Source organism: Bacteroides sp. HF-4919 (assembly GCF_018860125.1).
This window is the reverse complement of record NZ_JAHKNF010000005.1, coordinates 26,932-49,617: the sequence shown is the minus strand read 5'-3', so window position 1 is coordinate 49,617 and position 22,686 is coordinate 26,932. Positions and strand designations below refer to the sequence as shown.

The window sequence follows — 22,686 nt, the reverse complement described above, 5'->3', positions numbered from 1 at the left end:
TAAATCATTCCGGTTAGTCGATAGTTTTTTAACAGGGAAGAGAAATCGACTTCTTTTGCGGCAAAATTATCCGATTAATGAAACAGAAAACCTTATCATTTTTATTCATCACTCTTTTAATATCCCTCCTTGCCTCTTGCCGGGACGAACTGTCGACAGTAGGAGGCAAATGGGTGGAAAGTTCCCTGCGGACGGTGCAGACCGATACTTGCACGGTCCGCATCAACACTATCCTTAGTGATTCTCTTGCCACATCGGGCGACACAGTCTGCCAGATAGGAACCATTGACGATCCTGTCTGGGGCAAAATAAAAACCGCTTTCTATGCAGAATATGACGTACCGGGAGTTTCATTCAGCGAAGACGCAGATTATGGTTTCGATTCCATTACCATCCGGTTCTACTCTTCGGGCAACTATCTGGGAGATACTCTGAATCCGCAACGCATCTCACTGCACAGCCTCTCAGAAAATCTGTCGCTGGACGAAGGATACTTGTATAGTAAATCGACAGTGGCTTACCACGCCACTCCCTTAGCTTCGTTCACCTTCACTCCCACTCCGGGCGAAACCACCCGGGAACACGAAATCCGCCTCCCCGACGAATGGGGACTCGAGTGGTTCGAACGTTTCCAAAACGGATCACGCGAGATGGAGTCACAAGAATACTTCCGCGACTATTTCAAAGGCATTGCATTCATTCCCGAAGAGGGAGGAAGTTGTATCAACGGTTTTATGGTGAATGATTCAAGCCTGTGCATCACACTTTATTATCACCAAACGAAAACAGACGCAACGGAACTGTCCGCCAGTTTCCCGGCCAACAGCGACTTGAGATTCAACCAAGTCAGTTGTGACCGTAGCCAGACAGCCCTCTCCTCCTTACAAAGCGGAATCAATAACGGGCTTCCTTCAGAAAAGTCCGACCACCAGGCCTACCTGCAAGGACTGACGGGAATGTATCTCAACATTGACTTCCCATTCCTCAATGACTTGCGAGCCGAAGGCAAACTGGTAACTATCGAAAGTGCGCTCCTCCGCCTTTACCCGGTAAAAGGGACGTATGGCGAACGGTATCCTCTCCCCGAATCGCTGACACTATATACAGCCGACGAAAACAATATAACGGAAGATGTCGTGACGGATATTTCAGGCAGTTCGGTACAAACCGGAAGTCTGGTAACGGACGAAATGATGGGAGAAGAGACCTATTACTCTTTCGATATTACCTCTTTCCTGCAAAGCAATCTGGGGACGGTGGGATACAACCGGAAAATCCTTCAGCTGATGCTTCCGGACAATTTGTTTTTCACCACCCTGAGTGGAGTCGTATTCGGAGATGCCGGCCATCCGGACAGTAGCCCCGTGAAACTAACCATACTTTATAAAACATATAACCCATGAAAAGACAGCTGATTCTACTGCTTACGCTTTGTCACTCTACCTTATTAATATATAGTCAGAACACAACCAACTCCCCTACATCCATGTTCGGCCTGGGCGAACTTTCGACCGGAGAAGGCGGACAGTACGCCGGACTGGGCGGAGCGGGAATCGCCCTGCAAAGCTATAACTTCCTGAATACTGCCAATCCTGCCTCACTTACCGCCATCGAAGGACAACGTTTCCTGATAGACACCGGACTGATGGGAGCATACAAAATCTACACCCAAACCGGAACAAACAATCATTCGGTAGTGGGAAACCTGAATAACCTCAGCATCGGTTGCCGTCTCACTCCCCATTGGTACGGGGCTGTATTTATGGCACCGGTCAGCAGTATGGGATACGCTATCACACTGGATCAGGACATCACGGGAAGCGGAAATTCCACCGTATCATCACTTTTTGAAGGAGAAGGGGGGCTATCTAAAATGGGTATCAGTACCGCCTACCGCCTTTTCAAAGGTTTCTCTGTCGGTGCCAATCTTTCGTACGTGACCGGAACCACCAAACAAACAGAGACTCAGGGAAGTCTCAGTGTGGAAGAGAGTTCTTACAAGCATGCTTTTTATGTCGATTTCGGCGTGCAATACAAGTTTTCCCTAAATAGGGACAAGTCCATTATAGCAGGGCTTGTATACGGGTACTCACAAGATCTGGCACAAGACAACAACCTGTCGGTGAGCAGTTCGTCGAGCAGCGAGTCGATTGATGAAAGCCAACGTTATGTGCGCCAATGCCTCCCGCAGTTTATCGGGGCGGGATTATCATACAATAGCCTCCGCTGGATGCTGACAACCGAATACAAATATACGGATTGGAGCCGCATGAAGTCTTCAAAAAGCAACGTCCGCTTCGAAAACCAACACCGGTTATCGGCAGGTATGGCCTACACAGCAGGCAATATCTACCGCAATCCGGTGAAACTGTTACTCGGAGCGGGCGTCAACAATTCATATATGGTCATCCAGAAGAAGAAAGCAACCAACTACTACATCAGTGCAGGAAGCAACTTCACTCTCTATAACGGAAATGTCCTCTCGTTAGGAGTGAAATACAGTGATCAACTCCATCTACCCAACAGTATGCAACGGGAACAAGGGCTGCTACTCTTCTTCAACTTTACCTTCTCGGAACGGACATACCGGGCGAAAATACAATAGACTAATCACGGAACACTTCTTCCTGCTTCAGAACGTAAGCATCAGCCAAAGCACCGGTAGCAGGTTGTTTCTCATTGTTCAGCATCACCAGGCTGCCCTCCTGCACCTTAAAGTAAGAGACTTCGCCTCCTTTTTCAGTAAGTGTCAGCAGATTGTCTTTTACCGTGAATGTGCCGGTTTCATCAAACTCGGCATCTTTGCGGTCAATGTAAAGCCAGTGATATGTATAAGTGCGGTCCTTTTTCAGGGTCAGAGTCAGTTCTATACCCGGACAATCGGCAGCCGGAATCGTACCTTTGTAAACTCCATAGTAATCGAGAGAGGTTTCGGCAGTGTGCATATCTACCACTTGTGTGGTATCGCTGCCTGCCGCAGACACATCGGCTTTCTTCACATTTGTACAACCTACAGCAGTTAAAGTGATGAATGCTGCTGCCATCCAATAAAGATTCTTTTTCATCGGTTTAAGTTTTTATAAATGAAACATTAAAATATGATAGCAAAGATAGGCGTTCATTTCCATATTTAAGGATATTCAGCTATCTTTGTCGCATAAATATTAATAAAAACGACATAATAATGAAAAAGACAATCCTCCTGGCCGCTTTAGGCTTGATCAGTCTGAGCGCATTGGGCAAAGACAAACCAAAAGAAGAAGGCTTCGTTTTCACGACAGTGAAAGAAAACCCGATTACATCCATCAAAAACCAGAATCGTTCAAGCACTTGCTGGAGCTTCTCGAGCCTCGGCTTCCTCGAATCGGAACTGCTCCGTACGGGAAAAGGCGAATACGATCTTTCTGAAATGTTCGTTGTACACCACACAATGGTTGACCGCGCCGTTAACTATGTCCGCTATCATGGCGACAGCTCCTTCTCTCCGGGCGGAAGCTTCTATGACATCATGTTCTGTATGAAGAACTACGGACTTGTTCCGCAAGAAGCTATGCCGGGAATCATGTATGGTGACTCACTGCCCGTTCACAACGAACTGGATGCAACAGCAGGAGCCTATGTTAACGCTATTGCCAAAGGTAATCTGAAGAAACTGACTCCCGTATGGAAAAAAGGTCTTTGCGCCATCTATGACACTTACCTCGGACAATGTCCGGAGAACTTCACTTACAAAGGTAAAGAATATACTCCGATGACTTTTGCACAATCTCTGGGTTTGAATCCGGACGACTATGTATCTCTGACTTCATACACACATCACCCCTTCTATTCACAGTTTGCCATCGAAATTCAGGACAACTGGCGCAACGGATTGTCATACAATCTGCCGCTTGACGAATTCATGGCTGTAATGGACAATGCTGTAAAGAACGGATACACGTTCGCATGGGGTAGTGACGTCAGCGAAGAAGGATTTACCCGTGACGGTATCGCCGTAATGCCGGACGCAGCCAAGGGTGCTGAACTGACAGGTTCGGATATGGCCCGCTGGACCGGAATGACCGCCGCCGACAAACGCAAAGAACTGACTTCAAAGCCACTGCCGGAAATTAAAGTTACTCAGGAAATGCGCCAGACGGCTTTCGATAACTGGGAAACAACCGATGACCACGGAATGATTATCTACGGTATCGCCAAAGATCAGAACGGAAAAGAATACTTTATGGTGAAAAACTCTTGGGGCACTAATAACAAGTACAAAGGTACCTGGTATGCTTCTAAAGCTTTCGTTGCTTACAAGACTATGAATATTCTGGTTCACAAAGATGCGCTTCCTAAAGATATCGCAAAGAAACTGGGAATCAAGTAAGAAACTACAAGTTACAGAGCCACGGGCTGTAGTCTGCAAGGTGCAATCCACTTGTAGATTACAGCCCGTTCTTATGGTCTGTAACCCGACCTTAACTGCTGATACAAATCTTGTTGATATATTCTGTAAACCTCTCCTTATAATTATCGCCGACAGGTATGTATATATTCTTATTAAAAATGATGCGCAACCGTGAGACCTCCGTTATTTTCCGGAGATTGACGATATAGGAGCGATGTACCCTCATAAACATTTCTTGCGGCAGACGCTCTTCCAGTCTTCTCATACTCAGCAGAGTGACTACCGGCTTATCCGCCATATTCGTGTAAATGCGCACATACTCACTCATGCCTTCGATATAACAAATATCCGCCACATTGATACGGATAATCCTGGATTCGGACTTCACAAACAACGAACCGTCCCGTTCCAGCAAATCCGATTCCGCCCCTCCCCCGTAATCCTGCAAATGATACTCAAACTGCCTGCGTGCCTTGTCCGCCGCCTTCAGGAGATCCTGAAACTCGAACGGCTTCAACAGATAGTCCACCGCATCCACTTTAAAACCTTCAACAGCATATTCCGGATAGGCGGTAGTAAACACAATCAGAGGTTTCACCACCAATGAACGCACCAGATCGAGTCCGTTCAGGTCCGGCATATGAATATCGACAAACATCAAGTCGACTTCTTCTTCAGAAAGCACCTGCATGGCACCGAAAGCATCCTGACAGGAAGCAATTAGTTGCAGGAAGGGGACACGTGAAATATAACCTACCAATTGTTCAAGCGCCAGCGGCTCGTCATCAATAGCAATGCATTTTATCATAACAAAGGAATGATTAATAAAACGTTAAAACTACCCTCGCGCTCGTTAATAGACAGGGTATAGTCCTGCCCGAACAAAAGCCTCAACCGCTTACGGACATTTTCCAATCCGATGCCATGATTCTGTTCACCGGATTTTCCCCAATTGCTGTTGGAACAACGAAACGCAAGTTTCCCATCTTCTATAGTCATGGCAACCCGTATGAACGACTCTTTCTGATAACTCACTCCATGCTTAAACGCATTCTCTACAAAAGAGATAAAGAGTAAAGGCGGTATCTGCACTTTTGGTATTTCGCCGGGCATGTCGCACATGATGCAAACCTTATTGGTATAACGAAGCTTCATCAAGGTAATATAGTTATCAAGAAACTGTATCTCACGCGAAAGCAAAATCGTTTTATTACTTGCTTCGTAAAGCACATAACGCATCAGTTTAGAGAGTTCGACAATGGTCTTCTTGGCTTTCCCGGCATCCATATCGACCAGTGCATGAATGTTGTTGAGCGTATTCATAAAAAAATGCGGATTGATCTGATACTTCAGATATTGCAATTCCGATTGCAGATGCTGGTGTTCCAACTCTTTCAGTGCCTCTTCATCCCGCATGGACTTGAATAGAAGCTTGATAGCCACATTGAACCCCACTACCAGTAAAGCCAGTGAGAAACGTCCAAAAAGATAACCCGGCAAAGGATAAGGCCCCTGCCGGAGCGGATCCATCACTCGCTTGGGCATGGGTGGTTGAGACGAATGTTCTTCATAAATATAACCGGGAGGAACAGGCATCGGGTTGTTGAACTGCCTGTGCCTCGGCCGGCTGAAGGAGGGATATAAGAAAAAAAGCAGAACAATGACTCCTATCAACGAAAATGCATACTGCCAATATCGCTTCCGAAGCAACAATCGGGGGGCGAGTAAATAGTTGTTCACTACAAAAAGCAGAAAAAAGGGTAACGTCAACAGCCATGCCACCCGTATGGTCTGCCAACTGAAGGTATGTATCGAACTGATGGATGAAAACAGATAGTCGCCCACCAACGGTACGAAGATAACAGTCAGCCAGATGACGAGATAAACCACCTGCTCCAGTAATTGCTGCTTATTAATCTGTTTCATTATGATAAAGTCTTTCTGAAGATTAGTCCACAAAAATACCCCCTTTTGTCCATACCCGACAAAAGAACTCGACAAAGAGGGACGTTTTGACGATAAAGCATGGTAAATCATGAACTTCCCTTTTCTCCGCCGGTGCATTTATTCGTTACCCTGAAAAGATCGATGCCCCTCAGCCACGAATTTTGCCAGTAATTACCTATCTTTGCAGCCCGAAAAAATAATCCGCCATTTTAATGAAGAAATTAGCCATACTTGCAGCTTTCATCTTTTGCCCTTTTGCCATACAGGCACAAGAAGTATTTATCAATGCCGACCTGGTAAGCAGTTACATCTGGCGTGGAATGAAGAATGGAAATGCTTCCGTACAGCCTACTCTCGGTGTAGAGTGGAAAGGATGGACCCTATCGGCATGGGGATCGACAGAATTCAGAAACGAGAATAATGAAATAGACCTTACGCTGGAGTATGAATATAAAAACCTCCAACTGTGCCTTAATAACTACTTTTACCAAAGTGAAGACGAACCATTCAACTATTTCCACTATACTCCCCGCACCACAGGTCACACCTTTGAAGCAGGAGCTGTCTATACCATTAGTGAAAGTTTCCCGTTATCGTTGGCCTGGTATACCACCTTTGCCGGAAACGATTACCGGGAAAATGAAAGACGTGCCTGGTCCAGTTATTGCGAACTCAGCTATCCATTCACTGTAAAGGGAGTAGACTTGGCTGTCGAAGCCGGGTTCACCCCATGGGAAGGAGAATACGCTGACAAATTTAATGTAGTTAATGTCGGGCTTTCGGCTACCAAAACATTGAATATTTCATCCGGATTCACTCCATCTGTTTTTGGTAAACTGATAGCTAATCCATACGAAAACCAACTCTATTTTGTTTTCGGAATAAGTTTGTAGAGCAGTATCTTCTACACAGCACTAAATATAAAGCCCGGATCAAACAGACTTGCACCCCAATCTGTTTACGCAAATCTGAGATACTCCGGATAATATACCTGTGAAGTTTTATACCTATTTCAAAATTCCATTTTCATTTTAGTTTAATACTTTAACATGCATCCTTAAATCTAAATCCAATACTGGACTTAACCCGTAAGTACGAACCACTGCATCTTTATTCCCACAGGTAAAGAGCAGCACTTCTCTTTCAGATATCTCCCGATATTCCACGAAAAATAAAATAATCCATCTTTTATTCACGAAAGTACATTGATTTATTAAGCTATATGCTCTTTCTTTACCCAATAATATCATAAAAAACAATGTATGAAAAACAAGCTGACAATTCTCTTACTTTCTCTCTGTTTTACCGGTTTTGCCGATGCCCAGCAGGCAGAGATAAATCTTGGCATAACAACCGGACAGCTCTGTCTGGAAGTTACTTTTAAAGGCGAACAGGTCATCAGTGCGTCACCTCTGGGCATGAACATTGATCATATAGACTTAGGTAAATCAGTATGTATAAAATCTGTACAACAAAGAAGCGCGGAATACAAAACATATACAATAGAAAAAAAGGACGGAAGTGTCTACTACCTTGATACCCGTGAGTTTAACGATGGGATAGCCTTGAGATATCGCATCCCTTCCACCGGCAGTTGTTGTGTATATGGCGAGGAAACGTCTTTCACTTTTCCGGCCGGAACCCGGGTATGGTACGCCAGTGGCCCTTTTCAATACGGATGGATACAAGCTTACCAAGATCGCACCACCGACAAAATAGAAAACGAGCTGTTGGCTCCTCCCGCCACTTTCCATCTTCCCAACGGGATGTATGCCGCCATTACCGAAGCTAACCTGTTTAATTTTCACGGTGCAGTATTGTTCGGATGTAAAGACAACAGGGTACAATTCGGCTATGTAGATAACAAAGGGCATTTGGAAACAGGTGTATCAACAGGTCTCCCCGCCGGTAAATACTGGCATGCAGAAGTACGCAATTCACCCTGGATCGTTTCCCCGCGCAACGGCTACAAAGAGATAACCACTCCCTGGCGCATCCTGATGTTATCGGAGGATCTGGATGGATTGGTGAATAATCGTATCATAGCCCAAGTATCAGAACAGCCGGATCGCACACTTTTTCCCGAAGGAAAAAATACCCAATGGATTAAACCGGGACGTTCGATTTTCACCTGGTTAGTGGAAGGAGAGAACAGACTGAGCGTAGAGAACCACAAAAGATATGTTGACGGAGCAGCCGAGTTAGGTCTGGAATCTGTTGTGGTGGATGATGGCTGGGAACTTTGGCCGAAAACAGAGAAAAATGCCAATGGACGTACCAAATGGGAATTACTCAAAGAGTTAGTCGATTATGCCCGCAGCAAAAACGTAGATATCTGGGTATGGCGGCCTTCTTCTCCAAGATATGGTAATAAATCCGATGTCGGTTTGCTGGATGCGGACGAACGCAACAATTTTATGAAAAGATGTGCGGAAATCGGTGTAAAAGGATTAAAAATAGATTTCTTCCACACAGAAAATCTATTTACAGTCAATTTTATGGAGAATATATTGAAGGATGCTGCCAAAGCACATCTGATGGTTATTTTCCATGGGGTGAATAAACCTACAGGCGATAGCTATACGTATCCCAACCTGTTGGCCAAAGAGGCTGTACGCGGTTTAGAGTCCGTAGGTGGAGAAAATAACTGGGCTCCAGGGCCACCGTGGCCTTATCACAATACGGTGTTACCCTTTACCCGCTGGCTGGCAGGTCCTGCCGACTATACCCCATTGAACTTCCGCCAATTCTGCCCTCCATCTGTCACTTTCACGCATCAATTGGCGAGTATCTACACGTTCACATCGCCCATGCTGATCTTTGCAGCCGACATGGAAGATATGCTGACATGTCCGGGACGTATGTTTATTGAAGAAGTACCAGTCGTCTGGGATCAGACAAAAATTCTAAAAGAAAGCCGGATAGGCGAATTGGCCGCATTATCCAGGAGAAAAGGGGATATATGGTATCTTTCCATCTTAAATGGAGAAAAGGCTGTTACCCAAGAAATCGAATTGGACTTTTTGCCCAAAGGCAACTACCGCATGACTTATGCATCCGATGACGGAGAAAACAGAAAAAAGATTGTGATAAACAATCGAAAAATAAAATCGGGTAAAACGCTAAAAATAAAGTTATTATCGGGAGGAGGTTATTTAGCCAAATTTGAAAAAACCGACAAATAGCATGAAACTAATCCCCTGCAACATATTGTCAAAGAGATAATGTGATCTATCAACCTGAGTGTGTGTCGGAACTCACCACAGAGGACACAGAGTAACACGGAGGCGATTTAAAGTTGTTGATTATTAACAAAATACTCTGTGATACTCTGTAGCACTCCGTGGTAAAAAGAGTTATGACACACCTTCAAGATTAAAAACACTTCGCCCACTGTAAACAGAACACCTTTAGCAATTCAAACAGGATCGCCAGAGGAAAAAAGAACACACAAACAGAACCAACATAACAAATGTCGGACATTCAATCACAAAAATTTCGAATATTTCATCGAGATTCACACCTTCTTTCTTGTAACCGGCAGATTGTTACAACATACGGAACCACAATTCGATTCATCCCCCAACCTGACGCATATACACCTATTATACAACAGGTTAACTAAAGACAAAATAATAAAATACAGATTATTCCTAACAGAACTATAACCAAATTAATCGGTTTTAAAGAAACACATTTTATAATGTATTAAAAAAGAACAGAATATTTTTTGTTTTTTAGATTAACAATGATGCAAATATAGCGATTATTTTAAAAATAGATAATAATCACAAAAGTTTTTTTCATTCTAACCCAATATTCCTCACCCTCTACGCTCCTTCCGGAAACAAATCAAGAGAAACAAACTTCGATATATGTCAGGGTAGACAGAGAGGATTGCAAAAAGTCTTCAGTTTGTCATAAAACACTAAATACCAAACAAGATAATCGGTCATTTAGTAGAACAACAGGCCATTTCAATCTTTTATTTCCCGTCTACAAAGCTATTCACAATAAAAGCAGAGCTGTACATAAATGCGCATACCCTGTGATAATAAACGCCTTACAGTACACCAAGTTCTGTTAGAACTAATCCTATTTTAAAGAAAAAGGAAAGGCAGATGAATGGAGAAAGTGAAATGTAAAAGAACCGAACAAAACCTTTATTATTAATCTAAAACAAAATTGTTATGTTAAAAATCACTAGACAAGTTACTCTGCTCTTGCTCGCCGGTGCACTAAGCTTCCCAGCTTATTCGTATGCAACGCAAGCCACAGAAGCATTGGTTCCTGAAGTTACTCAAGAGAAAGTAACAGGAACGGTTGAAGATGCAATGGGCCCGGTTATTGGTGCCAGTGTCATGGTAAAAGGCACGACTAACGGTGTCATCACAAATTTAGAAGGTAAATTCTCGTTGGATGGCGTGAAAATAGGAGATATTATTGTAATATCTTACATCGGATATGTCACACAGGAAATTCCTTATACCGGAAAGCCCATTCAAGTGAAGCTTGCTGAAGACAGCAAGGCATTGGAAGAGGTGGTAGTCGTTGGTTATGCCACCGTGAAAAAAGCCAACCTGACCGGAGCCGTATCGGCTGTGGACAGTAAGGTGCTTGAAGATCGCCCGATTGTCAATCTTGGACAGGGGTTGCAAGGCGCCATCCCTAACTTAAACATAACCACCAGTGGTCGTCCGGGCGAAGGTTCAAGTTTCAATATCCGTGGAACCACCGCCATGAGTGGAAGTTCACCTCTGGTATTGGTCGACGGTGTGGAAATGGATCCGAACCTCATTAACCCGCAAGACGTGCAAAGTGTTTCCGTATTAAAGGATGCTGCATCCGCATCTATCTATGGTGCACGTGCAGCCTATGGTGTTGTGCTGATTACCACCAAAGGAGGCCGCAAAGACCAGCCGACACAAGTATCATTCGATGCTTCGGTTTCTTTCAACGGACCTACTACGCGCCCCACCTATATGAACTCCATGCAATATGCTACTTGGATGAACACCGCACAGCAAAACACAGTGGGACGAGACTATTTCGATGCAGAATGGATGCAGCACATTGAAGCTTACTATAAAGATCCGGCAAACAACTCTCCGGTATTTATCCACTCAGATCCGAGTATCAGTAAAAACGGCACCAAATACACGTATGCCGGCAATACCAACTGGATGAAAGAATTGTATAAGAAGAATTATCCTGTCCAGAAATACAATGTCAATATCAGTGGCGGCGGTAAGAAGGCTACCTATTATACTTCTTTAGGATATACCGACCAAGGATCTCTGATTCGTTTCGGTAACGAACAGTTCAAGAAGTTCAACGTGATGAACAACATCAACTATGACATAAACGAATGGTTGCACCTCTCCATGAAAACAAGCTTCAACCGCACCAAGCTGAGAGGATTGAATCAGGACAACGTGCATGGCGATAATTTTATGGGAGGTGATACGCGTCCTATCATGCCGGTGAAACACCCGGATGGGAACTGGGCCGGACAAGGCGACTTTACCAACTTTCCTGCCATCCTTGAAGACGGTGGTAGCCGGCAAACCAACAAGAATGACCTTTGGAACACGATCACGATGAAGCTGACTCCTATTAAAGGTATGAGCATCAACATGGACTATACGTTCAATTACTATAGTGAGAATAATAAAGTACACATGAAGTCATTCGACGAATATGGAGCCAACGGACAATTCCTGCAAACTTTTGCATGGACCAATCCGAACTCTGTATCCCAGTCACAAGCCAACGATACCTACAATGCTTTCAACTTTTTCGGCGATTATGAAAAGACATTGGGCAAACATTACCTGAAGGGAATGATCGGTTACAATCAGGAAAGCAAGCACACCACCGGATTCAATGCCGGACGCGAACAACTGATCTCAAATGACCTGGGCTCATTGAGCTATGCCACAGGCGACCGTTGGGTAGGCAGCTATGACAACTCCTGGGCTACCCGAAGCGGCTTCTTCCGCATCAACTACGGATATGACGATCGTTATTTACTTGAAGTAAACGGTCGTTACGACCTCTCTTCCAAATTCCCCAAACACGACCGTGCCGTGTTCAATCCTTCTTTCTCGGCAGCCTGGAGGCTATCCAATGAAAGCTGGTTCAAGAACTGGACAAACAGTTTCTTTGATGAATTGAAAATCAGAGGTTCTTATGGTAGTTTAGGCAATCAGGCACTCGACAATGGATGGTATGCTTATCTCTCTAATTACAGTACCGGACAGACCAGTTGGATCATGGGCAGCAACCAGCCGCAATATGTGGTTCCCGGCGGGCTCGTCAGCTCGTCCATCACGTGGGAAACCGTTACACAATGGGATTTGGGACTTGATTTTAACCTCCTGAACAGCCGGTTGAAAGGAGCTTTCGACTATTATCAAAGACGTACATCGGATATTCTTGCCGCAGGTAAAATCCTGCCGGGTATCCTGGGTGCCAACGAACCTCAGGAAAATGCAGCCGAATCATTGACGAAAGGTTGGGAATTTGAGATCAGCTGGAACGACCAGTTGGCAAGCGGGTTCCACTACACAGTCGGATTCAATCTGTCCGACTATCAATCGGAGGTTACCAAGTTCGATAATAAGTCAAAAGAACTGGGCAACTGGTATGTGGGACAGAAACAAGGAGAAATCTGGGGTTATGAAACCTATGGCTTATTCCAGTCCGAACAAGAGATAGCCGGAGCTGCCAATCAGGATAAAGTATCGGGAGGTATCAAACTGATGCCGGGTGACATCCGTTTTGTAGACCGCAACAACGATGGCGTTATTGACTGGGGTGACAACACTGTTGATAATCCGGGCGATATGAAAATTATCGGTAACAGCACTCCGCGTTATCATTACGGTATCAATCTGGGAGCCGATTGGAAAGGCTTCGACTTGGGTATCTTCTTCCAGGGTGTGGGCAAACGTGACCTCTATCTGCCGGGCACTTCATTCCGCAGCCATTACGGAAGCGAATGGCAGGTACCTTCAGCCTACAACAACGATTACTGGACTGAAGAGAACACCGGAGCCTACTTCCCACGCGCTCGCTTCAATGGTGGTTCGGCCATCAATCAGGCTCAGACACGCTATCTGGTTGACGCTTCTTACTGTCGTCTGAAATCGCTCAGCATTGGTTATACATTACCTAAAGTATTGACCAAGAAAGCTTCGATCGAAAAGATACGTATCTACTTTACCGGTGAAAACCTTTTCACTATTTCAGACACTCCCGACGGACTCGATCCGGAATTGGATAACCCATACAAATATCCGATGCAAAGATCATTATCTGTTGGTTTAAATCTCACATTCTAATACAAAGCATCTTATGAAAATCAAATATTTATTCTATATCGGAGTGGCAACACTCGCCCTATCGAGTTGTAACGACGGTTTCCTGGAAAGAGCCCCGGAAGCAATCAATGACAAAACCTTCTGGAATACCACAGGAGATTTGGAAACATATGCCAATCAATTCTATAGTTACCTCCCCGGAGGTGTAACCTCAATAGCAGACGGTGAGAGCGATAATCAAGTACCTAACAGCATCCCCCAGTTCTTCTGGAATCAGTTGAGCACCCCCGCAGAGGCAGCAAGCTGGTGTAACTGGAGCAAAGGCGGATGGCAGCCGATCCGGCTGGTAAACTACTTCCTGACCCACTATCAGACGGTAAGCGGCAAGGAGTCGGAAATCAACCAATATGTAGCAGAAGTCCGCTTCTTCAAAGCGATGCAATATGCCGGATTGATGAGAACGTTCGGCGATATCCCCTGGCTGGATAAAGACCTGGGCACGGGTGATACGGATATTCTTTACGGACCGAAACTGAAACGGTATGAAGTGATGGATAAAATCATTGAAGAATTTGATTTTGCCATCCAATGGTTACCCGAGAAACCGGCTACCGGACGCATCGGAAAAGATGTAGCACGCCAGTTGAAAGCCAGGACTTGTCTGCACGAAGGTACATATTATAAATATCACACCGAATTGGGATGGGCAGACAAAGCAGACCGTCTGCTGAAAATGGCAGCCGACGAAACAGATGCAATCATGGCAACCGGCAAATACGAGATCTATAACACCGGACATCCGGAAAAAGACTATTACGACGTATTTGTAATGGAAGACAAAACAAACCTGAAAGAGGCTATCTTACCGGTGATCTATCTGGATGGCAAAAGAAAACACGGTATGAGCCGTACGTTGTCCGAAGCCAATACCGGCTTTTCAAAAGACTTTGTAGAAAGTTATCTGTGTCTCAACGGTAAACCCATTACAGGAAACGACCAATATAAAGGGGATGACAATATGAAAAATGAAACTACCGACCGCGACCCACGCCTGAAGCAGACCATCCTGACCTGGGACTTCCCTACACGGGTGACTGTGGCCACCAACGACAGTACGTATGTTGAAAAGGAAGAAGATTTCATTTCGCAATACTGCCTGACCGGATATAAGTCCATCAAATACCTTATTCCGACAGATAAAGCCTTTGAGGCAAACAACAATACTTATGACGGCATCGCCTATCGTTATGCAGAAACCTTGTTGATCAACGCAGAGGCTAAAGCCGAACTGGGTACGATTACACAAGCGGACTTGAACAAGACCATCAATGTATTGCGCGACCGTGCAGGTATGCCTCACCTGACTATGGAAGTAGGTTTCACCGATCCGAACTGGCCCGCCTGGGGATACAGCCTTAGCCCGCTATTACAGGAAATCCGCCGCGAACGCCGCATTGAGTTGGCTGGTGAAGGATTCCGCTGGGACGACCTGGCCCGTTGGAAAGCCGGAAAAATATGTGATAATGTGAAGACATACGTCGGAAAACGTGAACCTTATAAGGAAGGCAAGTACGCAGTCGTATATCCTGCCTATACCAATGCCGACTACTCTTATGAAGCAGGCAAAAGCCGCACCTGGAATGACAGGCTTTACCTGAGGCCGATACCGACCGGGGAACTTCAGAGAAACGAGAACCTTCTCCCGCAAAATCCGGGATGGTAATAATTGCTTTTTAGTTAATCCCCGGAACGAGTTTCCGGGGATTTTTTTATCTTTGCATCATTAACCCTTTTAACATATCATGAAAATAAACAAACTACTGTATGCCGGAGCTGCCCTGACCCTACTTGGCGCTTGTGCTCCTGCTGTGAAAGCTCCCGAAGCTATCTTACCTGTTCCCGAAGAAAAACAAGTGGAATGGCAGAAAATGGAAACATATGCTTTCGTTCACTTCGGTCTGAACACTTTCAACGACCGTGAATGGGGATACGGAGATTCGGACCCGAAAACGTTCAACCCATCCAAGCTGGACTGCGAACAATGGGTGAAAACCTTTGTAGAATCGGGTATGAAAGGAGTAATCCTTACCGCCAAACACCATGATGGCTTTTGCTTGTGGCCTACCGAACTGACAGAATATTGTATCCGTAACACTCCTTACAAGGACGGTAAAGGAGATATTGTAGGTGAACTGGCAGCCGCCTGTAAGAAATACGGCATTAAATTCGCTGTTTATCTCTCTCCCTGGGACAGACACCAGGCTAACTACGGTACACCGGAATATGTAGATTATTTCCATAAACAACTGACTGAGCTGATGACCAATTATGGCGAAGTATTCGAGGTTTGGTTTGACGGTGCCAACGGCGGTGACGGATGGTATGGCGGAGCCAAAGACAGCCGTACCATCGACCGCAAGACTTACTACAACTATCCACGTATCTATGAAATACTGGATAAACTCCAACCACAGGCCATTGTTTTCTCCGACGGAGGTCCCGGTTGCCGTTGGGTAGGTAACGAGAACGGATTTGCCGGAGCTACCAACTGGTCGTTCCTGCGTGCGGGCGAAGTGTATCCGGGCTATCCGAAATATCGCGAACTGCAATACGGACACGCTGACGGTAACCAATGGGTACCGGCAGAATGTGATGTCTCTATCCGTCCGGGGTGGTTCTATCATCCGGAAGAAGACAACCGAGTAAAAACCGTAGACCAATTAACAGACCTTTATTACCGGAGTGTGGGACACAACGCGACCCTCTTGCTTAACTTCCCGGTTGACCGCGACGGGCTGATCCATCCGATCGACTCGGCCAACGCAGTAAACTTCCACAAGAATGTACAGAAACAATTGGCACACAACCTGCTCGCAGGTATCCAACCGAAAGTATCGGATGAACGTGGAGGAAAATTCTCAGCCAAAGCCGCAACAGATGAAAGTTGGGATACTTACTGGGCTACCAACGACGAGGTGACTGCCGCAGAGATTGAGTTCGACTTCCCCAAAACGGAGAAGGTCAACCGTATGATGATCCAGGAATATATTCCGTTGGGACAACGTGTCAAATCATTCGTAGTGGAATATGACAAAGATGGAAAATGGCTGCCGGTGAAACTGAATGAAGAGACTACGACCGTGGGCTACAAACGCTTGTTGCGCTTTGAAACCATTTCGACCGACAAACTCCGCATACGCTTCACGGATGCACGCGCCTGCCTCTGCATCAACAACATAGAGGCTTATTATGCAGGTGAGACACCCGACACATTCACCGTAGAGGCCAAAGAATTAAAAAGTTATCCGTTTACACTCGTAGGAGTATCCGAAGAGGAGACTAAGAAATGTATGGATAAAGACAAGAGCACCACTGCTTTTGTTGAAGGGGACGCATTGGTGATCGATCTGGGAGAAGAACGCACAATTACCTCTTTCCATTATCTGCCGGATCAAAGCGAATATAACAAAGGATTAATCTCCTCTTATGAACTATCTGTAGGTACTGAAGCAAATGCGGTAAACCAGATAGTAGCTAAAGGGGAATTTTCAAACATCAAAAACAATCCGATTCTACAGTCTGTCTACTTCACTCCGGTGAAAGCACGATACCTTTCTCTGAAACCTACCAAAATGGTAACAGAAGGAGAAACTATGGGATTTGCAGAAATAGGAATCCAATAACAACAGTACTCCGGAGGTATGCCAAAAGTAATTATAAATCTGAGGCATACCTCCAATATTCAACCCTTTCTCTCTTTTTTATATATTCCTTATAAGAAGGATAATGCTAAAGGATAACATAGTTTAACTATCAGGTTTTATCTAAGTTACGAATATTACGTAGTTTTATGCCATTTACTAAAAAGCATAGACTATGAGAACGAACACAACCCTTTTCAGCTTACTCCTTTCCTCCGGTTTACTCTTCTTGGGATGTACCAATAAACCCTCTTCGTCACAAGAACCAATTTCCGAAACAACATTTCCCGTCACTCTCCCTTTTGAAACCGGAATCGGGACGGAACAAACAGTTACCTTGAGCCAGATAGCCCGGGAAGTGAAAATCATCCCTTTGGAAACCACCGACCAATGTTTACTGCCGGCCATCATAAAAAACAGCATTACACTCTGCGGACATAACTTATACATCCCTACGCAAAAACAGGTCTTTCAGTTCACGGACGAAGGTAAATTTGTCCGGACAGTTGCCCGGATGGGACAAGGCCCCGGAGAATATACCGGTATTCGTTTTATATCAACAGACGATGTTTCCAAACAAGTATTCCTGATGGACCATGGAAAACTACTGGCATATTCCGGCAACGGAGAGTTCATGAATGAATGTAAGTTTCCATTTGCCTGGCAATTTTCGGCACTGAACGACAGCACTTTCGCTTCCTACATTTACAACAATACGGGAAACAAGCTTTTCAGATTATTAATAATCAACTCTAAAGGCGATACACTGACTTCATTTCCCCAATATGACCGTTTCACCATTCCCAGCGGGCTAAACTTCTATTTATGGGGAAAATGCGACAAATATTTATACCGGTTCCAGAATCAGGTTTGCATGAAAGAATACTATAATGACACAGTATTTACCGTCCGTCCGGATACACTCCTGCCCCGCTATATCCTACAACTTGGAAAATATAAATTGCCCAAAGAGAAACGCTTCGAAGTTCTCGACGGCAACTGGAACGTTTATGAAACAACGGCTTCCAACTATCTCCGTCCGGATATATTGGAAACGCCCGGATACCTGTTCATCCCTTATACTTCATGGAACGTAACGGACAAGTCGGAATCTCCCCGCCTGGCTATATACGACAAACAGAAAGGACAGCTATTCGGTGTAAAAAACGGAATGATACAGAACGATATGTATGGCAAAGTCCCTTTCTACCCGGCAATGCGTGTGGCAGATGATGTTTTATTGTATTATTGGGAAGCAAGTGACATACTGGAGTTGGCAGAAGAAGATCCGGAGCTGAAAAACATCCCCGAATTAAAAGATCTGAAAGCCGACGATAACCCGGTAATCATGATAGTAAGAACCAAACAAGTTGCTCAGAATCTTTAAACTTGTGCATTTTTCAGACGGATTTCTTGTCAGAACCAAGCGTTTGCTTAAATTTGCAGGCTGATAGTTAACCGGATAGTGAATAGCAAGAACCTTACTACTGACTACTGGCTGCTAACTTGTAGAAATACTAATACTAAAATTAATAACATGAGTTTGAAAATTGTTGTATTGGCAAAACAAGTTCCCGACACACGCAACGTTGGGAAAGATGCCATGAAAGCCGACGGAACCATTAACCGTGCGGCACTCCCTGCCATCTTCAACCCCGAAGACCTGAACGCTCTTGAACAGGCTCTCCGACTGAAAGATGCCCACCCAGGCTCTACCGTTACCATCCTGACCATGGGACCGGGACGTGCAGCCGACATTATTCGTGAAGGACTTTTCCGTGGTGCCGACAATGGTTATCTGCTGACAGACCGTGCTTTTGCCGGTGCTGATACACTGGCTACTTCGTACGCTCTGGCAACAGCCATCAAAAAGATCGGTGGATATGACATCATCATCGGCGGTCGTCAGGCCATCGACGGAGATACAGCACAGGTAGGACCGCAGGTTGCAGAAAAGTTAGGACTGACTCAGATTACGTATGCGGAAGAAATCCTGAAAGTAGGTGACGGAAGCATTACCGTGAAGCGTCACATTGACGGTGGTGTGGAAACCGTAGAAGGCCCGCTGCCCATCGTTATCACTGTCAACGGAAGTGCAGCTCCCTGCCGCCCGCGCAATGCAAAGCTGGTTCAGAAGTACAAACATGCCAAAACCGTTACCGAGAAGCAACAGGGCAACCTGGACTATACCGACCTTTACGACACCCGCGACTACCTGAACCTGGTGGAATGGAGTGTAGCAGACGTAAACGGTGATCTGAAACAATGCGGCCTCAGCGGTTCGCCGACAAAGGTAAAAGCTATCCAGAACATCGTGTTCCAGGCGAAAGAGAGTAAAACCATCAGCGGCAGCGACCGTGAAGTGGAAGAACTGATTGTTGAACTGTTGGAGAACCACACTATAGGGTAAGAGGAGAGAAAAGATATGAATAACTTATTTGTATATTGCGAAATAGAAGACGGCATCGTCGCAGACGTAAGCCTCGAACTTCTGACAAAAGGACGCTCGTTGGCCAATCAGTTAAACTGCCAGCTTGAAGCAGTCGTTGCCGGAACCGGTCTCAAAGATATTGAAAAACAGATTCTCCCGTACGGAGTAGACAAACTCCATGTATTCGATGGTGAAGGACTCTATCCTTATACTTCACTTCCCCACACTTCAATCCTCGTGAATCTGTTCAAAGAAGAACAGCCGCAAATCTGCCTGATGGGTGCAACCGTGATCGGTCGTGACCTCGGCCCGCGTGTATCGTCAGCTCTGACCAGCGGATTGACAGCGGACTGTACCTCACTGGAAATCGGTGACCACGAAGATAAGAAAGAAGGTAAGGTTTACAAAAACCTGCTTTACCAGATTCGTCCGGCATTCGGAGGTAACATCGTTGCTACCATCGTCAATCCCGAACACCGCCCCCAAATGGCAACCGTTCGCGAAGGTGTGATGAAAAAAGCCATTCTGTCAGCCGACTACAAAGGTGAAATCATTAAGCATGATGTGAAGAAATACGTAGCCGACACCGATTACGTAGTAAAAGTCATCGAACGCCATGTAGAAAAAGCCAAGAACAACCTGAAAGGTTCTCCGATCATCATTGCCGGCGGTTACGGTGTAGGTTCGAAAGACAACTTCAACTTGCTGTTCGATCTCGCAAAGGTGTTAAACGCAGAAGTAGGCGCCAGCCGTGCCGCTGTAGATGCAGGCTTCGTTGACCACGACCGTCAGATCGGCCAGACCGGTGTTACAGTACGTCCGAAACTCTATATTGCCTGCGGTATCTCCGGACAAATTCAGCACATTGCCGGTATGCAGGAAAGCGGTATCATCATCTCCATCAACAACGATCCGTCAGCTCCGATCAATACGATTGCAGACTATGTGATCAACGGAACAATCGAAGAAGTTGTACCGAAGATGATTAAGTATTATAAACAAAACAGTAAGTAAGAAATGGCTAACTTTTATTTAGATACTCCGGAACTCAAGCATCACTTGAACCATCCGTTGATGAAGAGAATTGTTGAGCTGAAAGAGCGCAACTATGCTGATAAAGATAAATTCGACTATGCTCCGGTAGACTTCGAAGATGCAATGGACAGCTACGATAAAGTACTGGAAATTGTAGGGGAAATCTGTGGTGACATCATCGCTCCCAATGCAGAAGGCGTCGATCACGAAGGTCCGGTTTGTGCCGACAACCGCGTAACTTATGCCAGCGGAACTGCCCAGAACCTGGATGCCTGCCGTAAAGCCGGGCTGATGGGTATGGCTATGCCCCGCCGCTTTGGAGGTCTGAACTTCCCAATCACTCCATACATCATGGCTGCCGATATCGTGAGCCGCAGTGATGCAGGTTTCGAGAACCTCTGGGGACTACAGGACTGTGCCGAAACCATCTACGAGTTTGCCAACGAAGAACAGAAGCAGCGCTACATCACCCGTGTATGCCAGGGCGAAACCATGTCAATGGACCTGACCGAACCGGATGCAGGTTCCGACCTACAATCTGTCATGCTGAAAGCCACTTACAGTGAAAAAGACCAATGCTGGTATCTGAACGGCGTGAAACGCTTTATCACAAACGGTGATGCCGATATTCATCTCGTATTGGCACGTTCGGAAGAAGGAACACACGACGGACGCGGTCTGTCTATGTTCATCTACGACAAGCGCAATGGCGGAGTTAACGTACGCCGCATCGAGAACAAAATGGGTATCAAAGGCTCCCCTACTTGCGAGCTGGTATATAAAAATGCCAAAGCCGAACTTTGCGGTGACCGTAAACTGGGTCTTATCAAATACGTAATGGCGTTGATGAACGGTGCCCGCCTGGGTATTGCCGCACAATCGGTAGGTTTGTCACAGGCAGCTTACAATGAAGCTCTGGCTTATGCCAAAGACCGTAAACAGTTTGGCAAAGCAATCATCGAATTCCCTGCCGTAGCCGAGATACTTTCTTTGATGAAAGCTAAACTGGATGCTTCCCGTTCACTGCTGTACGAGACAGCTCGTTTTGTAGACATTTACAAAGCACTGGACGACATTGCCAAGGAGCGCAAACTGACTCCGGAAGAACGTGCCGAACAGAAAACATTCGCCAAACTGGCTGACGCCTTTACTCCGCTGGGCAAGGGTATGGGCAGTGAATTTGCCAACCAGAACGCTTATGATTGTATTCAGATTCACGGTGGTTCGGGCTTTATGAAAGATTACGCCTGCGAACGCATCTATCGTGACTCACGCATCACTTCCATCTACGAAGGTACCACCCAGTTGCAGGTTGTGGCTGCTATCCGTTACGTAACGACCGGTGCTTATCTGGCACGTATCCAAGAATACGAGAACATGCCGGTAGCTCCAGAACTGGAAGGCTTGCAGAACCGCCTGAAAAGTATGGCAAGCAAATATGCAGCCTGCGTGACTCAAATCACAGAAGCAAAAGACCAGGAACTGCTCGACTTCTGCGCACGCCGTCTGGTAGAAATGGCTGCCCACATCATCATGGGTCACCTGATGGTTCAAGATGCTTCGAAGAGCGATCTGTTCTCCGAATCGGCTCAGGTATACGTACGTTATGCTGAGGCTGAAGTAGAAAAACATATCAACTTTATTCGCAAATTCGATAAAGACGATCTGGCTTACTACAGAAAGTAAAGAGTTTACTTCAAGACTAAAAAAAGGGATTCGGACAACCGGATCCCTTTTCTTTTTCTACTGCCGGAGAGAGGCGAGTTATTTTTATCTCCCGAAAATACCCAATTAATGTCAAATGATTTGGCTATGTGACTGGTTTTTACGAATATTGCAACAAAATTAGAGAGATAC

At 45.5% G+C, this 22,686-nt stretch carries 15 protein-coding genes; 12 read left to right on the top strand and 3 right to left on the bottom strand.

Going from position 1 to position 22,686, the window contains the following annotated elements; genetic code table 11:
* Nucleotides 1-77: 77 nt before the first annotated feature.
* Entirely contained in the window at nt 78-1,403 is a 1,326-nt protein-coding gene (locus KO473_RS10130) for a DUF4270 family protein (protein WP_005821298.1), read from the top strand.
* Nucleotides 1,400-2,605 (top strand): hypothetical protein, encoded by a 1,206-nt coding sequence (locus tag KO473_RS10125; RefSeq protein WP_005821300.1) that lies wholly within the window; start codon nt 1,400-1,402, stop codon nt 2,603-2,605. The genes KO473_RS10130 and KO473_RS10125 overlap by 4 nt, the downstream gene beginning before the upstream one ends.
* A gap of 1 nt (nt 2,606) precedes the next feature.
* Here the strand turns inward: KO473_RS10125 and KO473_RS10120 are convergent, their stop codons facing one another.
* Nucleotides 2,607-3,065 (bottom strand): copper resistance protein NlpE, encoded by a 459-nt coding sequence (locus tag KO473_RS10120; RefSeq protein ID WP_005821302.1) that lies wholly within the window; start codon nt 3,063-3,065, stop codon nt 2,607-2,609.
* Between the two features lie 119 nt (nt 3,066-3,184).
* Here KO473_RS10120 and KO473_RS10115 point away from each other — a divergent pair, with 119 nt between their 5' ends.
* Nucleotides 3,185-4,369, top strand: a complete 1,185-nt coding sequence (locus KO473_RS10115; protein ID WP_005780746.1) for an aminopeptidase C — start codon at nt 3,185-3,187, stop codon at nt 4,367-4,369.
* A 91-nt stretch (nt 4,370-4,460) separates the two neighbouring features.
* On the opposite strand, the gene KO473_RS10110 is transcribed toward KO473_RS10115, so the two are convergent.
* Together KO473_RS10110 and KO473_RS10105 are read right to left on the bottom strand one after the other, a co-directional pair.
* The gene (locus tag KO473_RS10110; RefSeq protein WP_005780748.1) at nt 4,461-5,198 is read right to left on the bottom strand and encodes a LytTR family DNA-binding domain-containing protein; all 738 of its coding nucleotides are present in this window, start codon (nt 5,196-5,198) and stop codon (nt 4,461-4,463) included.
* Nucleotides 5,195-6,316 carry a sensor histidine kinase gene (locus KO473_RS10105; RefSeq protein ID WP_032537671.1) on the bottom strand — a complete coding sequence of 374 codons (1,122 nt, stop codon included), beginning with the start codon at nt 6,314-6,316 and terminating at the stop codon, nt 5,195-5,197. The genes KO473_RS10110 and KO473_RS10105 overlap by 4 nt, the downstream gene beginning before the upstream one ends.
* Nucleotides 6,317-6,549: 233 nt before the next feature.
* Here KO473_RS10105 and KO473_RS10100 point away from each other — a divergent pair, with 233 nt between their 5' ends.
* The 9 genes from KO473_RS10100 (at nt 6,550) to KO473_RS10060 (ending at nt 22,515) form a co-directional block, all read left to right on the top strand.
* Nucleotides 6,550-7,230 carry a transporter gene (locus tag KO473_RS10100; protein ID WP_005780751.1) on the top strand — a complete coding sequence of 227 codons (681 nt, stop codon included), beginning with the start codon at nt 6,550-6,552 and terminating at the stop codon, nt 7,228-7,230.
* A 369-nt stretch (nt 7,231-7,599) separates the two neighbouring features.
* Nucleotides 7,600-9,522 carry a glycoside hydrolase family 97 protein gene (locus KO473_RS10095; RefSeq protein WP_005821306.1) on the top strand — a complete coding sequence of 641 codons (1,923 nt, stop codon included), beginning with the start codon at nt 7,600-7,602 and terminating at the stop codon, nt 9,520-9,522.
* 1,005 nt (nt 9,523-10,527) lie between these two features.
* Nucleotides 10,528-13,683 carry a TonB-dependent receptor gene (locus tag KO473_RS10090; protein WP_005821308.1) on the top strand — a complete coding sequence of 1,052 codons (3,156 nt, stop codon included), beginning with the start codon at nt 10,528-10,530 and terminating at the stop codon, nt 13,681-13,683.
* Between the two features lie 13 nt (nt 13,684-13,696).
* Entirely contained in the window at nt 13,697-15,385 is a 1,689-nt protein-coding gene (locus KO473_RS10085) for a RagB/SusD family nutrient uptake outer membrane protein (protein WP_005821310.1), read from the top strand.
* Nucleotides 15,386-15,464: 79 nt separating this feature from the next.
* Complete coding sequence (locus tag KO473_RS10080) at nt 15,465-17,345, top strand: alpha-L-fucosidase (protein ID WP_005821311.1); 1,881 nt, start codon at nt 15,465-15,467, stop codon at nt 17,343-17,345.
* A 193-nt stretch (nt 17,346-17,538) separates the two neighbouring features.
* Nucleotides 17,539-18,750 (top strand): 6-bladed beta-propeller, encoded by a 1,212-nt coding sequence (locus KO473_RS10075; protein WP_005780762.1) that lies wholly within the window; start codon nt 17,539-17,541, stop codon nt 18,748-18,750.
* A 150-nt stretch (nt 18,751-18,900) separates the two neighbouring features.
* A complete protein-coding gene (locus KO473_RS10070; protein ID WP_005780764.1) occupies nt 18,901-19,773 on the top strand; it encodes an electron transfer flavoprotein subunit beta/FixA family protein in 873 nt (290 codons plus the stop codon).
* Between the two features lie 15 nt (nt 19,774-19,788).
* On the top strand, nt 19,789-20,808 hold the full coding sequence (locus KO473_RS10065; RefSeq protein WP_005821312.1) for an electron transfer flavoprotein subunit alpha/FixB family protein: 1,020 nt from the start codon (nt 19,789-19,791) through the stop codon (nt 20,806-20,808).
* A gap of 3 nt (nt 20,809-20,811) precedes the next feature.
* Nucleotides 20,812-22,515: an acyl-CoA dehydrogenase family protein gene (locus KO473_RS10060; protein ID WP_005780768.1), complete on the top strand. Its 1,704-nt coding sequence runs from the start codon at nt 20,812-20,814 to the stop codon at nt 22,513-22,515.
* Nucleotides 22,516-22,686: the final 171 nt, after the last annotated feature.